The 24,437-nt window shown below is 65.6% G+C and carries 19 protein-coding genes and 2 pseudogenes; 13 read left to right on the top strand and 8 right to left on the bottom strand.

Going from position 1 to position 24,437, the window contains the following annotated elements; all coding sequences use genetic code 11:
* Both tdh and BFE01S_RS19520 read right to left on the bottom strand, forming a co-directional pair.
* Entirely contained in the window at positions 1-1,029 is a 1,029-nt protein-coding gene (gene tdh, locus BFE01S_RS19525) for an L-threonine 3-dehydrogenase (protein ID WP_028226947.1), read from the bottom strand.
* 18 nt (positions 1,030-1,047) lie between these two features.
* The gene (locus tag BFE01S_RS19520) at positions 1,048-2,247 is read right to left on the bottom strand and encodes a glycine C-acetyltransferase (protein ID WP_028226946.1); all 1,200 of its coding nucleotides are present in this window, start codon (positions 2,245-2,247) and stop codon (positions 1,048-1,050) included.
* A 144-nt stretch (positions 2,248-2,391) separates the two neighbouring features.
* On the opposite strand from BFE01S_RS19520, the gene BFE01S_RS19515 reads away from it, so the two are divergent.
* The 3 genes from BFE01S_RS19515 (at position 2,392) to BFE01S_RS39340 (ending at position 4,640) form a co-directional block, all read left to right on the top strand.
* Entirely contained in the window at positions 2,392-3,045 is a 654-nt protein-coding gene (locus tag BFE01S_RS19515) for a helix-turn-helix domain-containing protein (RefSeq protein ID WP_042337994.1), read from the top strand.
* A 93-nt stretch (positions 3,046-3,138) separates the two neighbouring features.
* The gene (locus BFE01S_RS19510; protein ID WP_028226944.1) at positions 3,139-3,534 is read left to right on the top strand and encodes a DUF2471 family protein; all 396 of its coding nucleotides are present in this window, start codon (positions 3,139-3,141) and stop codon (positions 3,532-3,534) included.
* A 110-nt stretch (positions 3,535-3,644) separates the two neighbouring features.
* On the top strand, positions 3,645-4,640 hold the full coding sequence (locus BFE01S_RS39340) for a tyrosine-type recombinase/integrase (RefSeq protein WP_042337993.1): 996 nt from the start codon (positions 3,645-3,647) through the stop codon (positions 4,638-4,640).
* A gap of 85 nt (positions 4,641-4,725) precedes the next feature.
* Here BFE01S_RS39340 and BFE01S_RS19500 read toward each other — a convergent pair whose 3' ends face one another.
* The gene (locus BFE01S_RS19500) at positions 4,726-5,928 is read right to left on the bottom strand and encodes a DNA-binding protein (protein WP_042337992.1); all 1,203 of its coding nucleotides are present in this window, start codon (positions 5,926-5,928) and stop codon (positions 4,726-4,728) included.
* Positions 5,929-7,860: 1,932 nt separating this feature from the next.
* On the opposite strand from BFE01S_RS19500, the gene BFE01S_RS19495 reads away from it, so the two are divergent.
* On the top strand, positions 7,861-9,216 hold the full coding sequence (locus tag BFE01S_RS19495) for a replication initiation protein (RefSeq protein ID WP_028226942.1): 1,356 nt from the start codon (positions 7,861-7,863) through the stop codon (positions 9,214-9,216).
* Between the two features lie 154 nt (positions 9,217-9,370).
* On the opposite strand, the pseudogene BFE01S_RS19490 reads toward BFE01S_RS19495, so the two are convergent.
* From BFE01S_RS19490 to parA, 3 genes and pseudogenes are all read right to left on the bottom strand, one after another.
* A pseudogene (locus tag BFE01S_RS19490) lies at positions 9,371-10,231 on the bottom strand (ParB/RepB/Spo0J family partition protein); the annotation flags it as partial.
* 92 nt (positions 10,232-10,323) lie between these two features.
* Positions 10,324-10,438 (bottom strand): annotated as a pseudogene (locus BFE01S_RS46585) (ParB/RepB/Spo0J family partition protein); the annotation flags it as partial.
* A gap of 24 nt (positions 10,439-10,462) precedes the next feature.
* Positions 10,463-11,125: a ParA family partition ATPase gene (parA, locus tag BFE01S_RS19485; protein WP_028226940.1), complete on the bottom strand. Its 663-nt coding sequence runs from the start codon at positions 11,123-11,125 to the stop codon at positions 10,463-10,465.
* A gap of 490 nt (positions 11,126-11,615) precedes the next feature.
* Between parA and arsC the strand changes: the two genes are divergently transcribed.
* From arsC to BFE01S_RS19470, 3 genes are all read left to right on the top strand, one after another.
* Positions 11,616-11,999, top strand: a complete 384-nt coding sequence (gene arsC, locus BFE01S_RS19480; protein ID WP_028226939.1) for an arsenate reductase (glutaredoxin) — start codon at positions 11,616-11,618, stop codon at positions 11,997-11,999.
* Between the two features lie 50 nt (positions 12,000-12,049).
* Positions 12,050-13,426 (top strand): GntT/GntP/DsdX family permease, encoded by a 1,377-nt coding sequence (locus BFE01S_RS19475; RefSeq protein WP_028226938.1) that lies wholly within the window; start codon positions 12,050-12,052, stop codon positions 13,424-13,426.
* A 275-nt stretch (positions 13,427-13,701) separates the two neighbouring features.
* Positions 13,702-14,256, top strand: a complete 555-nt coding sequence (locus tag BFE01S_RS19470) for an NADPH-dependent FMN reductase (protein ID WP_028226937.1) — start codon at positions 13,702-13,704, stop codon at positions 14,254-14,256.
* Between the two features lie 8 nt (positions 14,257-14,264).
* On the opposite strand, the gene BFE01S_RS19465 is transcribed toward BFE01S_RS19470, so the two are convergent.
* Together BFE01S_RS19465 and BFE01S_RS19460 are read right to left on the bottom strand one after the other, a co-directional pair.
* Positions 14,265-14,999, bottom strand: a complete 735-nt coding sequence (locus BFE01S_RS19465; protein ID WP_156967079.1) for a hypothetical protein — start codon at positions 14,997-14,999, stop codon at positions 14,265-14,267.
* A gap of 142 nt (positions 15,000-15,141) precedes the next feature.
* Positions 15,142-17,442 carry a hybrid sensor histidine kinase/response regulator gene (locus BFE01S_RS19460; protein WP_028226935.1) on the bottom strand — a complete coding sequence of 767 codons (2,301 nt, stop codon included), beginning with the start codon at positions 17,440-17,442 and terminating at the stop codon, positions 15,142-15,144.
* A 587-nt stretch (positions 17,443-18,029) separates the two neighbouring features.
* On the opposite strand from BFE01S_RS19460, the gene BFE01S_RS19455 reads away from it, so the two are divergent.
* The 6 genes from BFE01S_RS19455 to shc all read left to right on the top strand — a co-directional run bounded on the left by BFE01S_RS19455 (position 18,030) and on the right by shc (position 24,437).
* Positions 18,030-18,398, top strand: coding sequence for a response regulator (locus tag BFE01S_RS19455; protein ID WP_028226934.1), 369 nt, complete (start codon positions 18,030-18,032; stop codon positions 18,396-18,398).
* A complete protein-coding gene (locus tag BFE01S_RS19450; RefSeq protein ID WP_028226933.1) occupies positions 18,391-19,014 on the top strand; it encodes a chemotaxis protein CheC in 624 nt (207 codons plus the stop codon). The genes BFE01S_RS19455 and BFE01S_RS19450 overlap by 8 nt, the downstream gene beginning before the upstream one ends.
* The gene (locus BFE01S_RS19445; protein ID WP_028226932.1) at positions 19,011-19,955 is read left to right on the top strand and encodes a sensor domain-containing diguanylate cyclase; all 945 of its coding nucleotides are present in this window, start codon (positions 19,011-19,013) and stop codon (positions 19,953-19,955) included. Before BFE01S_RS19450 ends, BFE01S_RS19445 begins: the two co-directional genes overlap by 4 nt.
* Positions 19,956-20,296: 341 nt before the next feature.
* A complete protein-coding gene (gene hpnD, locus BFE01S_RS19440) occupies positions 20,297-21,148 on the top strand; it encodes a presqualene diphosphate synthase HpnD (RefSeq protein WP_028226931.1) in 852 nt (283 codons plus the stop codon).
* On the top strand, positions 21,148-22,419 hold the full coding sequence (gene hpnE, locus BFE01S_RS19435) for a hydroxysqualene dehydroxylase HpnE (protein WP_042337989.1): 1,272 nt from the start codon (positions 21,148-21,150) through the stop codon (positions 22,417-22,419). Before hpnD ends, hpnE begins: the two co-directional genes overlap by 1 nt.
* Positions 22,416-24,437 (top strand): squalene--hopene cyclase, encoded by a 2,022-nt coding sequence (gene shc, locus BFE01S_RS19430; RefSeq protein WP_028226929.1) that lies wholly within the window; start codon positions 22,416-22,418, stop codon positions 24,435-24,437. Before hpnE ends, shc begins: the two co-directional genes overlap by 4 nt.

Raw genomic sequence — 24,437 nt, 5'->3', positions numbered from 1 at the left:
TCAGGCCGTCCAGTCGAGAATGACCTTGCCGCTCGCGCCCGAAAGCATCGCGTCAAAGCCCTTCTGATAGTCGTTCACGCTGAAGCGGTGCGTGATGATGGGCGAGAGGTCGAGCCCGCTTTGCAGCATGGCCACCATCTTGTACCAGGTCTCGAACATCTCGCGCCCGTAAATGCCCTTGATTTCCAGGCCCTTGAAGATCACCTGGTTCCAGTCGATGGCGGTTTGCGCCGGCGGAATGCCGAGAAGCGCGACCTTGCCGCCGTGGTTCATGGCTTCGAGCAGCGCCGTGAACGCGCTCGGCACGCCGGACATTTCGAGGCCCACGTCGAAGCCCTCGGTCATGTGCAGGTCGCTCATCACGTCGCGCAGCGATTCGCGCGAAACGTTCACGGCGCGCGTCGCGCCCATCTTGCGCGCGAGTTCCAGGCGATAGTCGTTCACGTCGGTGATCACCACGTTGCGCGCGCCCACGTGCTTCGCAATCGCCACGGCCATGATGCCGATCGGCCCCGCGCCCGTAATGAGCACGTCTTCGCCGACGAGATTGAACGAGAGCGCCGTGTGCGTGGCATTGCCGAACGGATCGAAGATCGCCGCGAGATCGTCGGAGATTTCCGGCGGAATCTTGAATGCGTTGAAGGCCGGAATCACGAGGTATTCGGCGAACGCGCCTTCGCGGTTCACGCCCACACCCGTGGTATTGCGGCACAGGTGGCGGCGCCCCGCGCGGCAGTTGCGACAGAAACCGCAGGTAATGTGGCCTTCGCCGGAAACGCGGTCGCCGATATTGAAGCCGCGCACCTCCTGGCCCATCTCGACGATTTCGCCCACGTATTCGTGGCCGACGTGCATCGGCACCGGAATGGTTTTCTGCGCCCAGTCGTCCCACTTCCAGATATGAATGTCGGTGCCGCAGATCGCAGTGCGATGAATCTTGATCATCACGTCGTTGTGGCCGACTTCGGGCTTCGGTACGTCGGTGAGCGTGAGGCCCGGCGCGCGTTCGAGTTTGGCGAGTGCTTTCATTTTATTCAGGAAACCTTATCAGATTACGCCGAGCTGCTTGCCGACGCGGGCGAACGCGGCAACCGCCCGTTCGATCTGTTCGGGGGTATGCGCGGCGCTCATCTGCGTGCGGATGCGCGCGCGCCCCTTCGGCACCACGGGATACGAAAAGCCTATCACGTAGACGCCTTCGTGCAGCAGCGCATCGGCCATCTTCGAGGCAACCAGTGCGTCGCCGAGCATCACGGGAATGATCGGATGCTCGCCCGGCACGAGCGTAAAGCCGAGAGCGCTCATCTCGCGGCGAAAGTGGGCGCCGTTGGCCCGCACGCGCTCGCGCAGTTGCGCGCCTTCGTCGCTCGCAATCAGCGCGAGGACCTGGAGCGAGGCCGCGGCAATGCTCGGCGCGAGCGTGTTCGAAAAGAGATAGGGGCGCGAGCGCTGGCGCAGCAGCTCCACCACTTCCTTCTTCGCCGCGACATAGCCGCCCGAGGCACCGCCCAGCGCCTTGCCGAGCGTGCCCGTGATGATATCCACGCGATCGGCGACCCCGCAGTGCTCGGGGGTGCCATGGCCATGCTCGCCGATGAAGCCCACGGCGTGCGAATCGTCCACCATCACGAGCGCGCCGTAGCGGTCGGCGAGAGCGCAGATGCCCTTGAGGTCCGCGATGATGCCGTCCATCGAGAACACGCCGTCGGTTGCGATCAGCTTGTAGCGTGCGCCGGCCGCATCGGCTTCGCGCAGTTTCGCTTCGAGATCGGCAAGGTCGTTGTTCTTGTAGCGGTAGCGGCGCGCCTTCGAAAGCCGCACGCCGTCGATGATGCTCGCGTGGTTCAGTTCGTCGCTGATGATCGCGTCTTCTTCGCCGAGCAGCGTTTCGAAGAGGCCGCCGTTGGCGTCGAAACAGCTCGAGTACAGAATGGAGTCCTCGGTGCCGAGGAACTGCGCAATCGCGCTTTCGAGCTGCTTGTGCACGGTCTGCGTACCGCAGATGAAGCGTACCGACGCCATGCCGAACCCGTCCCGGTCGAGACCGTCCTTCGCCGCCGCGACGAGCCGCGCGTCGTCCGCGAGACCCAGGTAGTTGTTGGCGCAGAAGTTCAGCACGCCGCTGCCGTCCGCGAGGCGGATCGCCGAAGACTGGGGCGTCGCGATCACGCGCTCGCTCTTGTAAAAGCCATCGGCGCGGATCTGCGCGAGCGTGGCGCGCAGATGCTCGAGATAGGGGGTTTGCATGGGTCTGGCTCCTGACAATCCGATACTGGGCGATACCGGGATGGGCTGGCGCCTGCTATAGTCGCCGTCAGCTTTACCGGAAATTTTCGTTTTTCCGAACTTTAGTTCGATATGTCGAACAAACTCTAAACGATGGGGCAGTAAATGGCAAGCACCCGCAAACCGCGCACGGCAACCCAGACGGTGCCGCAGGAGGCGCCCGGCGCCTCGGCTACGGCGTCGGCCACGGCCGCTCCCCTCGCACCCGTCGCGCCGCCGCGCGTCGGCGAGCAGATCCAGCGGCTGCGCAGCGAGCGCAGGATGACGCTCGACGACCTCTCGCGGGCGGCGGGCGTGTCGAAATCCATGCTATCGGAAATCGAGCGCGACAAGGCGAACCCGACCATCGCCGTGGCATGGCGGCTCACCAACGCGCTCGGCGTGAAGCTCGACTCGCTCTTCGCCGCACCGAAGGCGCCCGACGCGATTGCCGTAGCCGGCCCCCACGATATCCCGACGCTGCTCGGCCAGGACGCCGGCTACCAGTTGCGCGTCTGGGGGCCGATCGAGCTCGCGGGCCACTTCGAGTGGTACGAGCTGATCCTGAAGCCCGGCGGCGCGCTGGTGTCGAACGCCCACGAGCCGGGCACGCGCGAACACCTCACGGTGCTGCAGGGCACCATCGACGTGGAAGCGGCCGGGTCCGCCCAACGCCTGAAGGCCGCAGACACGGCGCGCTATATCGCCGACCAGCCGCATGCGATCCGCAACGTCGGCAAGGGCGAGGCGCGGGCGCTCCTCGTCGTGATCCACGGCTGAGGTTGCGCACCCTGCACCGCGCGTAAAAAGCAGGCTGCGCCGCCGGCTGCGATACTGTATATTTATACAGTTCCAAGATCGACTGGAGCAGCCATGCAGACCCCCAACGAACAGGATCTGGCCGCCTTGCGTTTTCAGGCGGCCGCGCGCGACCTCGAACACGTCGTGCGGAGCATTGCCCAGCGCTATATCGCCCAGGAGGTGCCGCTCACCTGGCGGCTCCTGCACGCCATCGAGGCCGAAGCGCTTGCCGACCTCGGCTTTGCCAGCCGGCACGACGCCATCATGCTCGGGCTCTTCCAGCGCCCGGGCGAGCTCGCTTACCCGGAAACCGACGACCCCGTGGATTTCGGGCGCTCGAACGCATTGCCCGCCGTGTTCGCCTTTGCGGTTTCCGCTTATGAACGGGCCGCGCAAAGCGCCGATGCCGCACACCGTCGCACCCAGCGGAAAAGCGTGCCGCGGCGCTTGCGCGCCTGGGGCGGCTAGACAGACCAGGCGGCCGGATTTTCCGTTGCCTTCGTGCCGGGGCAAACTGCCCGGAAGACGGGCTTCCCGCTACAATCCAGACTGTTAATGCAACTAACGGAAAGAGAGTGATGGCGTCTTCCCACCCCTCACCTGACCTCTTCGACCAGCAACGGGCCGACTGGCAACGCGACCCAATCGGCGCCTTCGATGCCTGGCTCGCTTCGCAACAGTTCCGCCGTTCGTCGGCGGATGTGTACCGCGTGCAGTGGGGACGCTTTCTCGAATGGATGGCGCTGCGGCACAAGACGATCCTTTCCGTCGATACTGGCACGATCTCCGAATTCGTCGCCGGGCTCGACGTGAAAAAGCCGCAGCGGCTGCGCTACCTGCGGCTCATCGAGCGCGTGCTCGATCACGTTCGGGAAATCGAACTCGCCTCCACCAATCCTGCACGCTTCATCGCGCAGGACGGCGAAGCGGCCTGGCGCAACGCACGCGAAAACGAGCCGACCGGTTTTCTGGATGCGACCGAACGGGCGGCGATACTCGCCCAGCTCTTCGCACCGCTCGAAGAGCAATCGGCTGCGAAACGCTGGCGCGAACGCCGCGACCGCGCACTCGTTGCCGTATTTCTCGGCGCGGGTTTGAAAACCGGGGACGCGCTCGCGCTCACGCTGGCGTGCGTGAAGCCGGGCTCGGAATGGCTCACCATCGAAGCGGACAATCCGCTTTTCACGCGCGTCACGCGACTCGCCCCCTTTGCCGTGGATGTCCTCGGTGCGTGGCTCGAAGCACGCCAGCGCGCGGGGCTGCCGGGGCAACTCGTTTTTCCTGGTTCGCCGTCGGGGCGGCCCATGCATAAGGCGACCGTGCTGCGCGCGGTCGATGCGATCGTGGAAGCGAGCGGAGTGGGCGAGCGACGCGCGGAGCGGGCGAGTCCCCAGACGTTGCGCAATACCTACGCGGCCGACCTGTTCGAGCGCGGGGTGAGTGCCGAGCAGGTGGGGCAGTGGCTGGGCTTCATGCAGCCGATTTCAGCAGGGCGGCTGCATCGTGCCTGGCGTATGTGGGCGGAACGCGAAGACGGCGAGCCTCATGCCGGCGCCCAGCGGGATTCCGCCTGAGCGCAGCGGCACAGGCTTCGGCAAGGTTCGGGCTCCCGTAAATTCTCACGAAAAACAACGGGCCGGGCTCCCGTAACGACTCACCTCACGCCACTTCGGAAGCGCGCTTGCCCGCAAGAAAACGGCTGACGACCGCAAGCCGCGACACCCCCGTTCCGGACGTGTGCTCGCACTCCGGACACGACAGCTCGTAACCGTCGCCCGCCTGCGAAAGTTCGGGTTCCCCTTGCTGGCATTTCGGACATTGCGCCGGCAGGCTGACATGGCCGTCCGCGATCGTGCCGAGCCGGCCGAGCTCTTCGTCGCTGAGCCGGCCGGCCGTGGCCAGCGAACACAGCACGTCCGCCACCGACGCATCGATGCCTTGCTGGGCGCGCAGCGCGTTGACCTGGCGCGTCAGCAGATCCGCTTCATCCGAGCGCTCGCGCAGCAGCGCGTCGAGCCGGTCGGCGCGCGCCTTGGCCGTGGCCAGTTGCTGGATGAAATCGAATTCCTTGCGGCTCGCCTCGCGCTGCGCCGCTTGCCAGGTCGACGACATCGTGCGCAGCGAATCGAGCTCGACCAGCATGGGCTTCACGCGCCGTTCCGCTTCGGCAAGCGCATCCTTGATCTGCTGGGCGTAGTGTTCAGTGCTGCGGCGCAGGTCGTCGTGCAGAGCGTCGATGCGATCGCGCAATCCGGCATTGGTCGCCTGCTCGGCTTCAAGCCGCCGGGTCAACACATCTTTTTCCGTCTCGAGGCGGTGCACATTGCTCTGCAGGCTGTCGTGGTGAACCGCGCCATGAGCCGACGAGACGGCCAACTGGCTTTCCAGTTCGCGCACTTTGGTCCAGGCCGCTTCCGTGCGGGCTTCGCTGCGCTGCAGGAGTTCGGCGGCGGCGGCGTTGCGCGCCTCGGCATCGCGCAGGGCCTGGTTGGCCGCGTGCCGTTCCGATTCGACTTCTCCGCGTTCCGCCTCCAGCGCGTCGCGCGCAAGTATCTGGGCTTCCTGGAACAGGGCGCCCAGCAGTTCTCCCGCGCGTTCTTCGAGAAGGGGAGGGATGGCGCCGCCGCCGATCTGGACTTTTGACGCCGTCCGGATGCGCTGCCAGAACAATTCAATATCTTTGGGGATGTCGCTCGCGCTGCCCGTCTGGGTCAGATCGCGCACGGCAGCCATCGACGGCCGGATGCTGTAGTCGAAAAAGAGCCGCTTGCACGCATGGAGGGAAAGTTCCTGACGGCGTGCTCCATCTTTACGCAGGACTTCTAGCTCGTTACGGATGGTCTGGCGGTCTTCGTCTTGCATGGCTGTTATCTCGAGACGGGGCAGAATGGCTGAATAATAACAAATTACGTATTTTTTGATACGCTTTTGCTTCCGGGCAACACACCCTTGTGCCAATGCCTGTCCAGCGGGGTTGGACCTCGTGTTTGAGGCCGTCTCGTATCCTGCGACCGTGAAACAAATCGAAGTTTGTTTCATAACTCATTGTAAATGCTTGGATTTCGTCTGTGGGCGGATTTTTGGGGCGTGTTTCACGCTGGCTGGTACGGCTAACTGCCGAATGGGTAGGTTCGAAAGAGTGATGTTTTGAGAAGCTCGCGGGTTATCGTGCTTGAGAGTAATAAAAGTAAACACCCTTGATACCAGTTAAAAACGTTAACGCCACGGCAAACCCTTACCAGGCAAGGGATACAGCGGGGTCGGGTGAAGCTTTACGGGATGTCGGGTGAGGAACTGCGGGATCGGCGGGTGACGGGGTTCGGGGAGGCCGGTGAGGCGGTTCGGGAAAGGACGTGAGCGGCTTCAGGAGCCAGGGGATTCTTGACTTCAGCGCAAGGGTGAGCGATTACGGGAGCCGGGAGCGTGGGAGGGCCGGTGAGGCGACGGTGGCGCCCGATGTTGCATGGATTGCAACGGTGAGGGGATTCAGGATCGTTATTGCCGCGGATTTTGGGAAGAAAAATCGGCCCTTTGGAGAGGCAGGTGAGCCGAATCGGGAAAGAATGCCGGTCCAAGGTGAGATTTTTCGGGAACAAATGGCCGATTTACGGCCTGAAGCGCCTCCTGGGCGGCCTAAGGTGAGGTTTTACGGGGGAGTGGGTGGCGCTGGGAATGCCAGCTTCGGCGGCCAGGCCGGGTTTCGACGTCGATCGCCAGGTTTGAAGTGAGCTTTTTCGGGAACAGACGGCGGCTAGCCGGGTGGAGTCGAAAATGCCGATGCGATGCCGCCTGTATCACCTTAAGGTGAGCTTGTTCGGGAGCCCAAAACGGGCATTGAAAACGTCAAAGTGAGGCCTTTCGGGAGCAAGTTGGTGTTCACTGACCCGGAAACGCCGAAAGAACGGGGTTGATCTTGGCTGCGCGTTGGGTTTTCGATCCGTCAAGGTGAGTTTTTTCGGGAGCATCGCGTACCCGACGATTTTCCGACGGCAAGCCACTGCGCCTGCTAATGGTGAGTCTTTTCAGGAAACGGTTGTTGTCTGACGGTTCCGAAGAGAGTGTGGATAAGTCACGGAATCTATTGGACTTTTCCCTGGTCTGGCCGAATGGTGAGACTTTTCGGGAGGCTCAAGATACGTGCATGTTTTCCCAAAAGGTGAGTTTTTTCGGGAGCCCAGCCGCGCCTTTTCTCGACGGAGCATGGAGCAGAGCCCTATCGTATGCACCCTCTGGCGACATGAACGGTGAGGATTTACGGGAGAGTGCATGCCGAATGCGAAGGGTATCTGCGGAACGACGAAGGGAAGCGGGATGCTTTGCGGGCAGAAAGGGCCTACGAAGGCGCCTCGATGACGCGGATGAGAAGCGGCTGAAAAGCGGGCCGCTCGCTCAAGAGATGATGGAGCCGCAAGGGCATACCCAGGTGCTAACGAGGCGCGGCAAGGTTTTGCACCGCATCTGGGCGGGGCGTCTGCGCTCGCTTGGGGCGCAGGATCGTTTGCCGCTGCCCTGTTGCATTTCCGGGATGCTCGCCAGATTTTTTTCAGGTGAGACGATACGGGACCGATCGGGAAACGTTGCGGCACTGCAGGATCGGGGCCCGTCGCGCCGATGGCACGGCCCGTCAAGCCTCCGTGATATCGGCCTGAAGGCAAAGGGTGAGCCTTTTCGGGAGGGTCGGGAAGTGAGCCGCGCGTAGATCGCCCGCATCACCCCCAATGGTGAGAGTGCCCCTATAGACGCCTATCACCACAGACGGTATCCTTTCGCGAAAATCTCTCCTCGACCCGACGCATGGCCACGAAGCGCGTGAAAAAAACCGATGTGGTAAGCCCCAGTTCGGCGGAATTGCGCAAGGCCGTCGAGGCGATTGCGATTCAGCCGAAGAGCGGCAAGATCACGCTGTTGACCCGCAAGCTGTTCAATGTGCTCCTCGCCGTCGCCCAGCAGGCCGACGAGTCGGGCGACACGTATCGCGCGCTGCTCTCCGACATCGTCGCCAATTCCGCATTCGATTCCAACGACACGGCACTCGTCAAGGAACACCTGCGCCGCATGGTGTCCGTGCAGGTCGAATGGAGCCAGGGGACGTCGAGCCAGAAGCCGGGGCGCAAGTGGGGGATCTCGACGCTGATCGCCGATGCCGAAATTCTCGAAGACCCCGCGACGCGACGCGTCTGGGTGGAATTTTCGTTTGCGCCGAAGATCAAGAAGAAGCTGCTGGATCCGGTCCAGTATGCGCGCCTGAGCCTCCAGTTTCAGAGCCAGTTGCGCAGCAGCGCCGGCCTCGCGCTCTACGAGATCTGCGTGCGCTATCTGACAAACCCCAGCCATCTCACCATGCGCGAGACTTGGGAGTGGTGGCGTCCGATCCTCTCGGGCACGCCGGACACCGAAGCCGGCGACGAGGCAAAGCGCGAATACAAATACTTCAAGCGCGATTATCTCCGTCCGGCGATTGCGGAAGTCAACGCCGTAACGAATATCTTCGTCGAACTGATCGAACACCGCGAAGGGCGCCGTGTGGCCGAAATCCAGTTTCGCGTCACGGAGCGCAAGCAGCCTATGCTCGCGCTCGACGAGCATCCGAACGTGTTCGACAGCACGCTCGTGGATCGCATGGTGAAGATCGGGATTCCGCTGAAGGAGGCCCAGTCGCTCTATGCCGATAGCGAAGAAAACCGGATTCGCGCCGCCCTGCAACTGACCGAGCAGCGGATGCGCAGCACCAGCCTGCCCCCGGTGCGCAGCGCCGCGGCGCTGTTCAAGGATGCGCTGAAGAAGGGCTATGCGCCGCCGGTCGAAGCGGCGGAGTCGGGCGGTGCGGTGAGCGGCAAGGGCGGACCGGCATTGTCGGCGAACGATCCGAAGGCGCGCCTGCTCGACGAGTATGCGGCATGGCGGCGCAAGGAAGCCCGCGCTCTTTACGACGAGCAGGGTGAGCTGGAACGGGAGGTGGCCCGCCAGTCGTTCGAGAGCGACGAACTGCCGGGAATGGGGGCGCATCTGCGCGACGACTGGCGCCGCCGTGGCCTCGAGTCGAAGCTGACCGAAACCGCCTTCTTCGACTGGCTGGCCCGTAAGACCTGGGGTGAGCCGACCGATGGCGATCTGCTCGCCTTCACGTTGAGTCAGTCGCGCGCCGCCTGAGCGCAAGCTGAAAATCACGGGGACTGCATCGCATTAACGCCGCCGGGCAATCCGGCTGCGGCGGACAGTGGCCCAAAACGGTGGCCCGATGATCTCCTGCGCAGCTAATCTCCAGCGTGGCTGGAGATCGCTGCCGAAGTCTTCTTTCCCGAACTTATTTGGCCTGCAGGATCTGTTCGATCTGATGCAGGATGTCGTCGCGCCGCTCCTTGCTGAGACCCTTCAGGCGCAGTTCGATCCGGTCGTCGCCATAGGACTTCAGATCGCCGACGGCGACACCATCGAGCTTGATTTCGAGACGCTGCGCGTAACGCTGGCGCCCGGCCGGTTTCGGGCTTTCCTGCGCGCTTGACCGGCCCTTGACGATGTCCGCAACCTGGCGCGTGCTCAGGTCGTCGGCGAGAATCCGGTTGATGAGGCGTAGCGTGGCCTCCGTGCCCCGCGCGCCGTGATAGCGGCCCACCTGATACGCCATGTTCGAACCGAACCGGTCCGACCGCGCAACCATCTCCTGCATGATCGCTTCCGGAAGCTTCGCAATAGAGAGGGCAACCGCCACCGTCGATTCGTCGAGTCCCAGATGATCGGCAAGCTCGCGCTGACTCTGGAAGAATTTTTCCTCGATGAAACGCTTCCACACTACGGCGTTATCGAAAACGGTCTGCGAATCGCGCTGAACGTTGAGGTCGTAGCCGAGTTTGTAGCTCTGAATGCCGATGGGCAGATCGACGACGATCGCCTTCACCGTTTCCTTGTTCGCTTCCTTGAGCGCGCGCACGCGTCGGCCACCGTCGCTCACGTAGTAGCTGCCGGGCGTCGCGTAGTCGGGAATGACGTGAATGGCCTGCTGCTGCCCCTGCTTCGCGAGATTGACGGCCAGTTCGGCGATCGACGACTTCAGATAGAAGTGACGCGGATTGAAGGGGCTGGGCTTGATTGCCTTGAGCGGCAACTCGATGATTTGCCCGGACCGATACGCATGCTCGACGCGCCACGCGCGATAGGCGGCGGATTCGTTTTCCACCGGCTCGATCGAGGGCTCGGCCGGAGCCCGGGTTTCGACGGACGGCTGGCTCGACCGGCCGGTCACGGGCCGCGACGCGGCCGGTTTGTCCTCGACGAGCCCGTCGATTGCATTGAGGCGATCGAGCGCCGTACGCTTTTCGCTGCTGGTAGTGTCAGGCCGCGCCTGAAAGCCTTTGGCAAATTGGGAGGGTTTCATTCAGCGTCCTTTATGCGCATAAAGTCAGGGGAGCATCGCCGCGATTTCATCGGCGACGGCGCGCACTTCCGTCGCGGCGAGTCGCGCGCCACGATCGTTCATTTGCAGAACCGTCTGGCCGAGGGCCATGGCCTGCTTGTACGCTTCGCGAGTGGGAATTTGCGTTCGGAGCAATGGGAAGCCGAGTTCTTCCAGCGCGCGCTTGAGTTCGCGCGTCAGCATGCGCTTTTCTTCGGTCTTGTTGAGCAGAAATACGGCGCGCAGGTCTTCGTTCATGACCTGGGCTTGCTGGATCAGCTTGACGAGGCCCACGCTCGACCAGTAATCGGCTGGTGAAGACGACGTCGGCACGACCGCAACCGAAGCCGCGAGTAGCACGACGCCCGAAACTTTCTCGGTAATCGATGGCGGGCAGTCCACGACAATAATGTCGTAGTCGCCGATGAACTTCTTGATCTCCCGGTGGATCTGGCCACCGGCCTCTGAGAGATTAACCACGGGAAACGGAATACCTGCTTCTTCGTCTCCCGATGCACTGGCCCAGTGAACCAGTGTATTTTGGCCGTCTGCATCCACAACGAGCACGCGCTTGCCCTTCTCATGGAATGCAGCGCCGAGATGCATCGCGATCGTGCTCTTGCCGACCCCGCCCTTCTGCTGCGTGACTGCGATTATCTCTGCCGCCAATTGGTTTTCTCCTTATTGCGAATTGTCTGAGATTCTACCTGGAATGAATTTCAATTCAACGACTTTTGGCATCTTGACGTGGCGAATTGGCCGTTTGGCCAGGTTTATGCGCATAAAGGTTGCGCGCGGTCGATGGAGGGAAGGTTTCGGGCCCACCGTATGGGCATCGAATCAGGGGAAAACGGCCGCGGGCATCGCGCTGGGATCGCAGTGACTCACGGCCGCCCTTTATGCGCATAAAGTCCCTCGCCTGAAATCGAGGTCTCGCGAGCTCCTTTCAGAAGCGCGAGCCAACACAGCGAATGAACGTGGCCCGCCCCTTTCGATTGGCCCTCTCGAATAACCTCACCGCTTGTGAGGTGTGCTTCGGGCTGCCCACCTTGTTGCCCCATCGCCAGCTAAAATGCCCCGCAGCCAACGGGCCGCGCAACCGCCAGGCGCGCGGCCCCCACTCCTGGCAAGCCCACATTCCAAGACTCGCACTGAAGACATGATCACGATCTACCACAACCCTCGTTGCTCCAAATCGCGTGGTGCCTGCGAGCTGGTCGCCACGACCCTGAACCAGGCCAACGAACCGGTCGAGGTCATCGAATACCTGAAGACGCCGCCCACCGTCGAGCAACTGCGATCGCTGCACGCCATGCTCGGCGGCTCCGTACGCGACATGATCCGCTCCGGGGAGGCCGAATACGCAGCACTCGGCCTCGAACGCAGTGATCTTTCGGATGATCAGCTCTACGAAGCAATTGCGCGGCACCCCATCCTGCTGCAGCGTCCCATCGTGGTGCGCAACGCGCGCGCGGTGATCGGCCGCCCCCCCGAGAACGTAGCTGCGCTGTTCGATCCGGCAGCCGAAGCCGGGCGCGGCTAGCCAGCGCCCGACGCCTGCCCCACCCGAACGACAACCAGGAGAACAACCCTGTGGAATCCCTCAACACCCTGTCGGCCTGGTCGTTTCACGACACGCGCCTCATCCTGTCGTGCGTGCTCGGCCTCGCGCTGATCGTCGTCCTCATCAGCGTCCTGAAGCTCGCGCCTTTTCTGTCTATCCTGGTCGGCACGTTTGCGGCAGGTTTTTCCGCGGGACTGCCGCTCGACGCGATTGCGGGGGCCTTCAGCAAGGGCGCGGGGGCATTGCTCGGCGACGTGGGGATCATCATCGCGCTCGGCGCCATGCTCGGTGCCCTCATGGCCGAATCCGGCGCGGCCGACCGGCTCGTGAGCACGCTGCTCGATCACTCCACGCCACGCACGTTGCCGTGGATGATGGCGCTCGTCGCCGTGATCATCGGCCTGCCGCTGTTCTTCGAGGTCGGCCTTGTCATGATGGTGCCGATCATCTTCGTGATGGCGCGCCGCTCGAAGCAGCCGATCCTGCGCATCGCGATTCCCGCGCTCGCCGGCATGACGACGCTGCACGCGCTGCTGCCGCCGCATCCGGGTCCGCTGATCGCCGTGAGTGCGCTGCACGCCGATCTCGGCATCACGATCGGCCTCGGCCTCGTCGTCGCGCTTCCGGCTGTCGTGCTCGCCGGCCCGCTCTACGGTTCGTGGCTGTCGAAGCGCATGCATGTCGAAGAACCCGAGGATCTCGGCAAGCTCTTTTCGAGCCACGATTCGCAACTCGCGGCGCCCGGCTTCGGCGTGTCGCTGTTCACGATCCTGCTGCCGGCTCTTTTCATGCTGGGCCGCACTGTCGCGAAACTGATGCTCGTGCCGCACACGCTCGCCTTCGAAGTGCTCGACTTTCTCGGCGAGCCGCTGATCGCGCTGGGCTTGACCGTCCTCTTCGCCATCGTCGCGCTCGGCTGGTCGCGCGGCATGCCGCGCGAGCGTGTGGGCGGCATCCTGCGCAAGAGCCTGCCGCCCATCGCCGGGCTGCTCCTCACCATCGGCGCGGGCGGCGGTCTCAAGCAGGCGCTGGTGCTCGCGGGCATCAGCACGACCATCGGCAAGATCGCCGTGGGGACGCACCTGCCGTTGCTGCTCCTCGCCTGGCTCATTGCCGTCGCGCTGCGGCAGGCCACGGGGTCGGCAACGGTCGCGACTACGGCGACCGCCGGCATCGTCGCACCCGTCGTAGCGGGGTTGAGCGTGACGCACAATTCGCTGATGGCGCTGGCGATCGGCGCCGGTTCGGTGTTCTTCTGCCAGGTCAACGACGCGGGCTTCTGGATGGTGCGCGAGTACTTCGGCCTGCAACTCAAGCAGACCGTGTACGTCTGGTCGATTCTGCAGACGATCGTTTCCGTCGTCGGACTGGTACTGACACTCGCGCTGTGGAACCTTTCCGGCTGATTTTCTTCTGCAGCCGGCGGATGCCGGGTCTGCCGGAAAGCCGCTTTCGCCCAACATTTGGGCAACTGCGTTTTTTAGCGGCAATCCCACGCTTCCCCCGGCGCCACGGGCTCTGCGGCCATGTTGTCCACAAGGTTTTCCACGGAAATTGTGGATAAATCCCGATGCATCGAGGTTATCCACAAGGTGGTCACCCTGCAACCGCGGGATTGGCCGCGCGCCTATGATGAAGCCTTGTTCCACCGCGCTTCGCGCGCGCAACCGGAGGCACTGAGATGGCTTATCGAATCGCGGTCGTGGTCGGCAGTCTGCGCAAGGGCTCGTTCAACCGTCAGCTGGCGCATGCCGTGACATCGCTGGCGCCGGCCGATTTCTCGTTCGAGTTTCTGGATATCGGCTCGCTGCCGCTATACAGCCAGGACTACGACGCCGACTTCCCCGAAGTCGCGCGCAACCTCAAGCAGCAGATCGAGGCGGCGGACGCGCTCCTCTTCGTCACGCCCGAGTACAACCGTTCCGTGCCGGGCGTGCTGAAGAATGCCATCGACTGGGGTTCGCGCCCGTGGGGCAAGAATTCGTGGAGCGGCAAGCCGGGCGCGGTGCTCGGCACGTCGCTGGGCGTGATCGGCACGGCGCTCGCGCAGCAGCATTTGCGCAACATCCTTGCGTATCTCGATGTCGCGACGCTCGGCCAGCCCGAGATGTTCATCAAGCACGATGCGAGCCGGATCAACGAGAAAGGCGAGATCCTCGACGACGATACGCGCAAGTTCCTGCAGACCTTCGTCGATCGCTACGTCGACTGGGTCAAGCTCCAGCTCGGCCGCTAAAGGGCAGGTCAGTGCAGCGTCCGGTGATGGGCGGGCGTGTCGTCTTCGTATTCGAGGAACTCGTCGGGAATCTGCGGCGCGGCGCCCTTTGCCGGCTGGGTGGCCTCCGGTGCGGCAGGCACTTCGACGCCACGGCTCATGACAGCACCGGCGCCCGGTGCGCTGGCCGAGGCCACCGCGTCGGACCGGTGCCGCTGGCTGGACTCCGCGGTCGCCGCCGCAGCCCTGGCCGCATGCGCAGCAGCCTCCGCCTGGGCGTTAGCAGCAGCCTTGCGTGCCTGTGCCGTGCCCGTTGCCGATGAAGCTGCCGCCGCGCGCCGCCTGACGGCCGTGGCGAGGTCGGCAAGCCCCAGTTCGTCGATGGCCGAACGCTCGCGCGTTGCCGCATCGTCGCGGGTTGCCCAGTTCCACGGGTCGCCGCGGGTCGTGACTTCGATCGCGCGGGCTTCGGCGAGCGTGGCGCGCGCGAATTCGGCGTGCCCATCGTCCGCGACGTGAACGGCCAGCAGGACCGTATCGCCGGGGGCGAGCGGCGACGCCTCGGCCGGCCCGGTTCCGGTGCCGCCCGCGAGCGGATCGGCGGCAAAGAAGCTTGCCATAAGCCTTTCGAGCCCGGCGAGCACGCCTTGCGTATGCGCCGGCAACTCGATATCGCCGGCGGCGAAGCCCTTCGCCATCAGCACGTCCTGTGCGTGCCGCGCGTCGTCCCAGGTCTTGAAGCGACCGGTTACGGTCTGTCTCATGGCGCCCTCCTCGATGACGTGCAACATCAGCTTCACATGATGCGCCTCAACGGCGCACTGCGCCCAGCGGGATACCGCAATCCTCGCGCAATCCTCGTGCCGCGCCCGCCCGGCCCTGCCGTCCGGCTGCCGCGGGCCGCCGTCAAAGTGCCGCGTCGCGCGCCTGCCGCGCCGGCTGCTCGCGCTGGATCTTCTCCAGCATCTTTTCGAGCAGGCCGATATCGAACGGCTTGGACAGCACCCGCACGTCGGCATGGCGCGCGCGTTCGAGTTCCTCCGCGTAGCCGGTCACGAGGATGATCGGCATGGCCGGCACGATGGCCTGCACGGCTTCCGCCAGATCGATGCCGTTCAGTTCCCCCGGCATGTGGATGTCCGAAATGACGAGGTCGAAGTGCAGCGCGCCCGCTTTGCCCGCCGCTTCGCTCCCTTTGTCCTCTTTGTCTTCTTCGCCGGCCCGCGCCGCTTCGACGAGGCGCAGCGCGCTCGCCGCGTCGTTGGCGCAGGTCACCTGGTGGCCCATCATCTGGAGAAGCGCCTCGGTGCCGGCCGCCACTTCGTCGTTGTCCTCCACGAGCAGCACGCGCAGCCCCTCGCGCGGGCGTGCCTCGTCGGCGAGCGGTTCGGGCGGCTGCGGCGCCGTGGGCGCATGGAGGGCGCGCGGCAGGTACAGGTGCACCGAGGTGCCCGCACCGATCGCGCTGTCGATGGCGGCGAGCCCGCCCGAGCGCTCGCAGAACGCGAACACCTGCGGCAGGCCGAGGCCCGTGCCCATGCCCTTCGGCTTGGTCGTGTAGAGCGGTTCGAAGGCGCGCGCGAGCACTTCGGGCGGCATGCCGCTGCCGGTGTCTTCGAGCGTGATCTGCACGAAGTCGCCGTCGAGCGGGAAGCCCTCGCCGGGCCGGAAGGCGATGTTGCGCGCACGCACCGTGAAGCGGCCGCCGTTGGGCATGGCGTCGCGCGCGTTGACGGCGAGGTTGATGAGCGCGAGCTCGAGCTCGGCGACATCCACGAGAATGGGCCAGACGTCTTCGTCCACGTCCAGCACGAGCGACACCTTCGCGCCGAGCGACGCGCACAGCAGTTCGCGGCACGCGGGCAGCCAGCGGCCCACGTGGATGGTCTCGTTGCGCAGCGGCTGCTTGCGCGCGACGCCGAGCAACTGCCGCGTGAGCGACTGCCCGCTCTTGAGGGCCCGCTCGACCGCCGAGAGCTCGCGGTCGAGCCCGGGCGCGCCGCGGCGCCGCGCGATCTGGACGTTCGCGGAGACGATCATCAGCAGGTTGTTGAAGTCGTGCGCGACGCTGCCGACGAGATTGCCGAGTGCCTCCATCTTGCGCGCCTGGCGGTAGGCGGACTCGATCGAGCGCCGCATCGAGGCTTCGGCCTGCCAGCGCTCCCAGGCTTCCTCTTCAGCGGCGAGCCGCCGCAGCGACAGCCAGATCACGCACCAGAGCGCGATGGAGGGGATGAACATCGAGGCGACCAGCACGCTCAGATGACGCCACCAGGCGGCCCAGATCGCCTGCGCGCGGTAGCCGCACGACACGTACACCGGGTATCCGCCCACGCGCCGGTACGCGAGGATCACGTCGTCGTCCACGAGCTGGGAGTGCATGCGCACGACGCCGGATTCCGCGCCGCGCGCGAGGGCGGCGGCGAGCGGCGAGCCCGCGGTGATGGTCGTGGCGGCGCTGGCGCGCGGCGGCGGATAGAAGGCGAGAAGCGAGCCGTCGCTGCGCACGAGGCCCATGTCCATGGGCGATCCGGCGCCCAGCAGGTCGCGGTAGAAGTCCTTGAAGTAGCCGGGCCGCAGCGCGACGGAGACGATCCCTGCGAAAGCGCCGGCGTCGTCGTTGCGCGCCACGCCCATGTTGAAGACGGTTTCGTGGCTCGCCTGGCCGGCCATCACGCGCGAGACGTGATCGACCATGCGGCCGTCGCGAATGCCGGTGAAGTCTTCGCGCGCGGCGATCGAGACGCGCGGCGGCGGCGAAAAGCGGCTGCTCGCGAGCAGGTCGCCATCGCGGCCGAAGATCGACACGGCCGCCACCTGCGGATAGCCGCCGCCGATGGCGTCGAGCTTTTCGTGGATCTCGGTTTCGGTGGCGCGGATACCGTCGTCGTCGAGGCCTTCCACGAGTTCCACCACCCGCGCGTCGAGCGCCTCGTTCAGGTCGAACACCTTCAGGGCGTGCTCTTCCGCCACGCGCACGGTGCGCAGCGTGGTGTCCGTGGCGTCGGCCTCGCGGGCGCGCAGGTCGCTGTAGGCCATCGCGGCGACATACGCGCACGGCAGCACGATCGCGGCGAGCAGCAGCGCGATCAGCGTGCGGCGGCGCACCGTGAAGTCGTGGCCGGGTGCGGCCGGAAACGGCGGGTCGTCGCTGCGGTGCGGCGTTGCGGTGCGATCGTCGGGCCGCGCGGGCCGGTCAGGGGTCATCGTGGGGAGGGCCGGAAGGTGAGGCAGACAACAAAATCTCACGACATGATAAACGACCAGGCCCGCGCGCCCACGCTACGCCGGAGCCGGCGAGGCCGCCGCAGAGCGCATCGGCTCCGCCCGCGGCAGCGGTCCGGAGATATTTTCTCCTGCCTGACTGAATTCGCGAAAATCCGCGAAGCGCAAACGTACACAAAGGCATAATCGTCGGTCTTTATTTAGGGGAGGGATCGTTTATTTGCAAGGAATCGGGAAAATGGAGTTAATTCTGTTCGATTAATCTTTATTGGCGAGTTGCATTTCACTCCAATTGAATCGAAAATCGCGCTCACGCCAATTAAGGTGCTCTAAATTGGGCGCCGTTCATCGTGCGGTTTTGCGCACGGTGTCGTACGGGGTGGTTTTTTCATGCCAGACAGGATCGAACGGCCGCAAGGCGCGCCCAACGGGGCTTGCCCCCACGTGCGCGGCCCGGCTTCCGCCTGCTGCCGGACCCATCTTGCACCGTCGCGCCTAAAGAAAGCGTTCGCGCCGCCGTTAAACCGTCACAATGCATTCCGTCTAACGCACACTCAATCAGCATACTCATGTCCTTGCCCATCGTGATCGCCGACGATTCGCTGCTCGCCCGGAAGGTCCTCACAAAGGCACTCCCCGAGGATTGGGACGTCGAGATTTCGTACGCGTCGAACGGACACGAGGCGCTGGCGCTCTACCGCGCCGGCCGTGCGGAGGTCATGTTTCTCGACCTCACGATGCCCGACATGACGGGTTTTCAGGTTCTCGAAGCGTTGCAGCAAGAGGACCTGAATTCCTTCGTAATCGTGGTGTCCGCCGATATCCAGCCGCTCGCGCAGGAACGCGTGCGTGCGCTCGGGGCGGCGGCGTTTGTCGCGAAGCCGGTCACCCAGGAGGCGCTGCTACCCATCCTCAAGGAGTACGGGTTGTATGCCTGATCGAGTCTTCACGGAATTGCAGCGCGACGCGCTCCAGGAAATCGCCAATCTCGGCATGGGTCAGGCGGCCACGCGGCTGTCGGGGCTGCTCGACGCGTTCATCGAGCTTTCGGTGCCGCGCGTGCGCGTGGTCGCGGTGCGCGAGGCGGCGCTGGCGCTGCGCGAGATGACCGGCATCGACGGCCCGGTGACGGCCGTGCGCCAGGGCTTTCGCTCGGAGATCAAGGGCGAGGCGCTCGTGATCTGCCGCAGCGGCGAAATCGCCGAACTGGGCGCGCTGATCGGCGGCGCCTACGCGGAATCGTCGAGCGACGCGCTCACCGAAGAAGAACTGATTTTCGACGTCGCGAACGTGCTGACGGGCGCGTGCGTGTCGTCGATGCTCGACCAGCTCGGGCGGCTGCCGGACTTCACGGCGCCGGGCCTGCTGGGCGAGGGGGTCACGCTCGATGAAGTGTTCCAGCCGGGGCTGCTCGCCTGGGACCTCGCCCTGCTCGTCGAAGTGAACTTCGCGCTGGAAGACCATCGCTTCCGCGCGCACCTCGTCATGCTGATGGCCGAGGAATCCATCCACCACGTGAGCCGGGCGATCGATACCTTGCTGCATAGCTTATGAACGCACACGCTGGCTTGCCGTCGCTGTCGGATCTCGTTGTCGAGCGGGTCGGTTTCGGCATTTTCGTGCTGGACCGGGAGATGAAGGTCCTGATGTGGAACCGCTTCATGCAGGACCACAGCCGGCGCGCCGCCGAAGAGGTGATCGGCCGCTCCATCTTCGAAACCTTCCCCGAACTGCCGCGCGCGTGGCTCACGCGCAAGATCGAAAGCGTGTTCCAGCTCGGCAGCTTTGCGTTCAGCTCCTGGGAACAGCGGCCCTACCTCTTCAAGTTCGACCACGACCGGCCCATCACGGGCGGCGTGGACTACATGCAGCAGGATTGCACCTTCATGCCGCTCATGCGCGAGCGCGAGGTGGTCGCCGTGTGCGTGACGATCTCCGACGTGACGCATGTGAGCGTCGTGCAGCGCGAGCGCGAAGAGGCCGTGGCGAAGCTGCGCGACTACGCCGACCGCGACGGCCTGACCGGCATCGCCAACCGGCGCTATTTCGAGACCCGGCTGGCCGAGGAGTTTTCGCGCTGGCAGCGCTACGGCGGCGAATTGTCGGTGTTGCTGTTCGATCTCGACCACTTCAAGAAAATTAACGACCAGTTCGGCCACGTTGCCGGCGATACGGTGCTGCGCGTGATGGCGCAGCGGGTCGCGAACGTCGTGCGCAAGGAGGATGTGTTCGGCCGCTTCGGCGGGGAAGAATTCGCCCTTCTTTTGCCTTGCACGCCCATCGGCGACGCCATGCGGGTTGCCGAGAAGATCCGCAAGACGATCGGCGATACGCCGGTCGAGGTGCAGGGCGTGGTCGTGCCGGTCACGGCCAGCGTGGGCGCCGCCACCGCGCGGCCCGGCGCGCCCGGCTACGAGGGCATCGTCAACGAGGCCGATGCGGCCCTGTATCGCGCCAAGCGCCAGGGGCGCAACCGGTCGGTGGCGCTCGCCTGAGGCTGCATCAGGCCACATCAGGCCGCGTGTCAGCCCGCCCGGGACAGGGCGAGGCCACGGGGTCGCACTTTCCGCTTTCGCACCTTTTCTCCGCGCTTTAACCATCGAAACCCGGGCTACGGCGCCCACCGGCGCGCGCCGGCGGGGGTTCCGGACTGCGGTGCCAGGCAAAGATTGATATACTTTTGCCCGTTTCCGGCCGCGCGCGAGCGCCTGTAAGACGTCCCGCGGCCGGCTGCCTCCAGCGTGTCCGCGGCCCGTCCGTGCGCGCGGGCGACCCGCCGCCCGCGGGCCCGAATATCTGAAAAGCCCCGTGTGCGGGCGCCCCTGCGGAGATCGTCTTGGCCGTTTCCAACCTCGTCGTGGACGATACACAACAAACCGACGCTGCCGCCGCCTCGTCGGGCAGCTCGTTTTATCTGGCGATGCGCATTCTGCCCGCGGCGCAGCGCGACGCCATGTACCAGGTGTACGCGTTCTGCCGCGCCGTGGACGACATCGCCGACAGCGACCTGCCTCGCGCCCAGCGCGCGGCCGGCCTCGACCGCTGGCGCGCCGACATCGACGCCTGCTACGCCGGCACGCCGCCCGCGGCGCTGGCGCCGCTCACGCGCCAGATTCACACGTTCGGCCTGCGCCGCGAGGACTTCCACGCGATGATCGACGGCATGGCCATGGACGCCGCCGAAGACATCTGCGCGCCCGACGAGAACACGCTCGATCTCTACTGCGACCGCGTGGCGAGCGCGGCGGGGCGCCTTTCGGTGAGGATATTCGGGATGGCCGAGGCCCCTGGCATCGCCTTGTCGCACCACCTCGGCCGCGCGCTGCAGCTCACGAACATCCTGCGCGACATCGACGAGGACGCGGACATCAACCGCTGCTACCTGCCGCGCGAGTTGCTCGCGCGCGAGGGCATCGCGGCCTCGAATCCGCACGAGATCGCCGCCGATCCGTCGCTGCCGCGCGTGTGCGCCACGCTCGCCGAGCGCGCGAAGCAGCATTTCGCGCGCGCCGACGCGATCATGGACGGCGTGCCGCGCGCGCAGGTGAAGGCGCCGCGCATCATGTCGGGGGTGTATCGCGTGCTGCTCGAGCGCACGCTGGAACGCGGCTTCGATCTGCCGCGCACGAAAATCAGCAAGCCGCGCGCGCGGCTGATGTGGATCGTCGCGCGCTACGCGTTGCTCTGATGCCCCCGAGGCTCGTCCACGTGATCGGCGCGGGGCTCGCGGGCCTCGCGACGGCCGTGCGGCTGCAGCGGCGCGGCGTGCAGGTTGCGCTGTACGAGGCGGGCTCGCAGGCGGGTGGACGGTGCCGGTCGTTTTACGACCGCACGTTTGGGGCGACGCTCGACAGCGGCAGTCACCTGATGCTGGCCGGTCATACGGCCATCGTCGACTACACGCGGGCGATCGGCGCGGCCGATGAACTGGTCGGTTCCGCGCAGCAGGACTTCGCGTTCATGGACGTCGCAACCCGAGCCCGCTGGGCCGTGCGCTTCTCGCGCGGGCGCGTGCCGTTCTGGATCGGCGACGCGAACGCGCGCGTGCCGGGCACGAGGGCGGTCGACTATCTCGCGCTGCTGCCGCTGCTGTTCGCCAAGCCCGGCCGCACGCTCGCGCAGAGCATGCGCTGCGACGGCACGCTGTGGGACCGGCTGCTGCGCCCGTTCTTCCTCGCGGGGCTCAACGTCGAGCCGCGCGTGGCGAGCGCCGAACTGGCGGCGACCCTGCTGCGCGAAGCACTCGCGGCGGGCGGCGAGGCCTTCCGGCCGCTCTTCGCGAGGAGCGGCCTGTCGAGCGCGTTCGTCGATCCGGCGCTGCGCATGCTGCAGCACGGCGGCGCGGCCATCCGGCTCGACGCGCCGCTCAAGGAGATCGTGTACGACGACGCGGCGGGCCGCGTCGCCGCACTCGATTTCGCCGCGGGCCGCGTGACGCTCGGCGAGGGCGAGGCGGCCGTGCTGGCCGTGCCGCCCGAGTCCGCAGCGGCGCTCGTGCCCGCGATCCAGACGCCGCGGCGCTATACCGCGATCGTCGACGTGCACTTCGCCGTGGAGCCGCCGCCGGGGCTCGCGGCGCCGATGGCCTTCGTGCACGGCACGGCCGACTGGCTGGTGGTCTCGCACGGGCGCATCTCGACGACGATACACGACGCGCATGCCGTGCTCGACCTGCCCGCCGAAACCCTGGCGCGGAAAGTCTGGGCGGACGTGGCCGCGGCGGCGACCTTGCCCGTGGACCCGTTGCCGTCCTGGCAGATCGTGGCCGCGCCGCGCGCGACCTTCGCGGCCGTACCCGAAGAGGAATTGCGCCGTCCCGCGACGCGCACCCGCTGGAACAACCTGATGCTCGCAGGCGACTGGACGGCTACCGGTCTGCCCGCGACGATCGAAGGCGCGATCCGCTCCGGCCGCAAGGCTGCGGATCTGCTGCTGACAGAAAACATGGAACACCGATGAACGACCTCTCCCAAGCCGTACCGACCGACGACCTCGCGAGCGGCCTCGCCACCGCCGCCGATCCGCCGGCCGCCACGCTTGCAGCGCCCGCCGACGCGCTGGACGCCTCCATCACGCGCGCGACCGACGCGCTGCTCGCGCAACAGCAGGCCGACGGCCACTGGGTCTACGAACTCGAAGCCGACGCCACGATTCCGGCCGAATACGTGCTGCTCGTGCATTACCTCGGCGAGACGCCGAATCTCGAACTCGAGCAGAAGATCGCGCGCTACCTGCGGCGTATCCAGCTCCCGGGCGGCGGCTGGCCGCTCTTCACCGACGGCGCCATGGACGTGAGCGCGAGCGTGAAGGCTTACTTCGCGCTGAAGATGGCCGGCGACGCGGAAGACGCCGAGCACATGGTCCGCGCGCGCGCGGCGATCCTGGCGGCCGGCGGCGCGGAGTCCGTGAACGTCTTCACGCGTATCCTGCTGGCCCTCTTCGGCGTGGTGACGTGGTACGCAGTGCCGATGATGCCGGTCGAGATCATGCTGCTGCCCAAGTGGTTCCCGTTCCACCTTTCGAAGGTGTCGTACTGGGCGCGCACCGTGATCGTGCCGCTCCTCGTCCTGAACGCGAAGCGGCCGGTCGCGAAGAATCCGCGCGGCGTGCGCATCGACGAACTGTTCCACGGCGCGCCGGTTTCCACGGGCCTGAACAAGCGCGCCGGCCACCAGAGCAAGGGCTGGTTCGCCTTCTTTCGCGCCGTGGACGGCGTGCTGCGCGTGACCGATCCGCTGTTCCCGAACTATCTGCGCCAGCGCGCGATCAACGCGGCCGTGGCGTTCGTCGACGAACGCCTGAACGGCGAGGATGGCCTGGGCGCGATCTTTCCGGCCATGGCGAACTCGGTGATGATGTACGACGTGCTGGGCTACCCCGCCGACCACCCGCACCGCGCCATCGCCCGCCAGTCGCTCGAAAAGCTGCTCGTGATCCACGAGGACGAGGCCTACTGCCAGCCCTGTCTCTCGCCCGTGTGGGACACCTCGCTCGCCGCGCACGCGCTGCTCGAAACCGGCGAGCCGCGCGCCGAGCAGGCCGCGCGCCGCGGCCTCGAATGGCTGCGCCCGCTGCAGATTCTCGACGTGCGCGGCGACTGGATCTCGCGCCGTCCCGATATCCGCCCGGGCGGCTGGGCGTTCCAGTACGCGAACCCGCACTACCCCGACGTCGACGACACCGCCGTCGTCGCGATGGCGATGCACCGCGTGGACGTGCTCGACAAGACGAAGTCGTACGACGAACCCATCGCCCGCGCGCGCGAATGGGTGGTGGGCATGCAGAGCAGCAACGGCGGCTGGGGCGCATTCGAGCCGGAGAACACGCAGTACTACCTGAACAACATTCCGTTCTCGGATCACGGCGCGCTGCTCGATCCGCCGACCGTCGACGTTTCGGGCCGCTGCCTCTCGATGCTCGCGCAGATCGGCGAGTTGCCGGCCGCCAGCGAACCCGCCCGCCGCGCCTATCACTACATCCTCGAAGACCAGGAAGCCGACGGCAGCTGGTATGGCCGCTGGGGCATGAACTACATCTACGGCACGTGGACGGCGCTGTGCGCGCTGAACGCGGCCGGCCTTGCGCATGACGACCTGCGCATGAAGCGCGCCGTGAACTGGCTCGTGCAGATCCAGAACGAGGACGGCGGCTGGGGCGAAGACGGCACGAGCTACAAGCTCGACTACCGCGGCTACGAGCGCGCGACGAGCACGGCCTCGCAGACGGCCTGGGCGCTGCTCGGCCTGATGGCGGCGGGCGCGGTGAATCATCCGGCCGTGGCGCGCGGCATCGCGTGGCTGCAGAACGCCCAGCGCGAGCACGGCCTGTGGGACGAAACGCGCTTCACGGCCACGGGTTTCCCGCGCGTGTTCTATCTGCGCTATCACGGCTATCGCAAGTTCTTCCCGCTGTGGGCACTCGCGCGCTACCGCAGCCTCAGGCGTAGCGGCACGACGCTCGTGACGGTCGGGATGTGA

It is taken from the genome of Paraburkholderia ferrariae NBRC 106233, assembly GCF_000685035.1.
Classification (GTDB): Bacteria; Pseudomonadota; Gammaproteobacteria; order Burkholderiales; family Burkholderiaceae; genus Paraburkholderia; species Paraburkholderia ferrariae.
Note: the sequence above shows the minus strand (reverse complement) of the source record. Positions and strands in the feature narration are given on the sequence as shown.

Bases quoted from the DNA above. Each gene is read 5' to 3' on its own strand.
- BFE01S_RS19465 (WP_156967079.1), bottom strand. From the start codon at position 14,999: ATGAGACAGACCGTAACCGGTCGCTTCAAGACCTGGGACGACGCGCGG.
- arsC (WP_028226939.1), top strand. From the start codon at position 11,616: ATGATCACGATCTACCACAACCCTCGTTGCTCCAAATCGCGTGGTGCC.
- hpnE (WP_042337989.1), top strand. From the start codon at position 21,148: ATGCCCCCGAGGCTCGTCCACGTGATCGGCGCGGGGCTCGCGGGCCTC.
- tdh (WP_028226947.1), bottom strand. From the start codon at position 1,029: ATGAAAGCACTCGCCAAACTCGAACGCGCGCCGGGCCTCACGCTCACC.
- BFE01S_RS19460 (WP_028226935.1), bottom strand. From the start codon at position 17,442: ATGACCCCTGACCGGCCCGCGCGGCCCGACGATCGCACCGCAACGCCG.
- BFE01S_RS19495 (WP_028226942.1), top strand. From the start codon at position 7,861: ATGGCCACGAAGCGCGTGAAAAAAACCGATGTGGTAAGCCCCAGTTCG.
- BFE01S_RS19445 (WP_028226932.1), top strand. From the start codon at position 19,011: ATGAACGCACACGCTGGCTTGCCGTCGCTGTCGGATCTCGTTGTCGAG.
- BFE01S_RS19500 (WP_042337992.1), bottom strand. From the start codon at position 5,928: ATGCAAGACGAAGACCGCCAGACCATCCGTAACGAGCTAGAAGTCCTG.
- BFE01S_RS19510 (WP_028226944.1), top strand. From the start codon at position 3,139: ATGCAGACCCCCAACGAACAGGATCTGGCCGCCTTGCGTTTTCAGGCG.
- BFE01S_RS19520 (WP_028226946.1), bottom strand. From the start codon at position 2,247: ATGCAAACCCCCTATCTCGAGCATCTGCGCGCCACGCTCGCGCAGATC.
- BFE01S_RS39340 (WP_042337993.1), top strand. From the start codon at position 3,645: ATGGCGTCTTCCCACCCCTCACCTGACCTCTTCGACCAGCAACGGGCC.
- BFE01S_RS19470 (WP_028226937.1), top strand. From the start codon at position 13,702: ATGGCTTATCGAATCGCGGTCGTGGTCGGCAGTCTGCGCAAGGGCTCG.
- BFE01S_RS19455 (WP_028226934.1), top strand. From the start codon at position 18,030: ATGTCCTTGCCCATCGTGATCGCCGACGATTCGCTGCTCGCCCGGAAG.
- BFE01S_RS19450 (WP_028226933.1), top strand. From the start codon at position 18,391: ATGCCTGATCGAGTCTTCACGGAATTGCAGCGCGACGCGCTCCAGGAA.
- shc (WP_028226929.1), top strand. From the start codon at position 22,416: ATGAACGACCTCTCCCAAGCCGTACCGACCGACGACCTCGCGAGCGGC.
- BFE01S_RS19515 (WP_042337994.1), top strand. From the start codon at position 2,392: ATGGCAAGCACCCGCAAACCGCGCACGGCAACCCAGACGGTGCCGCAG.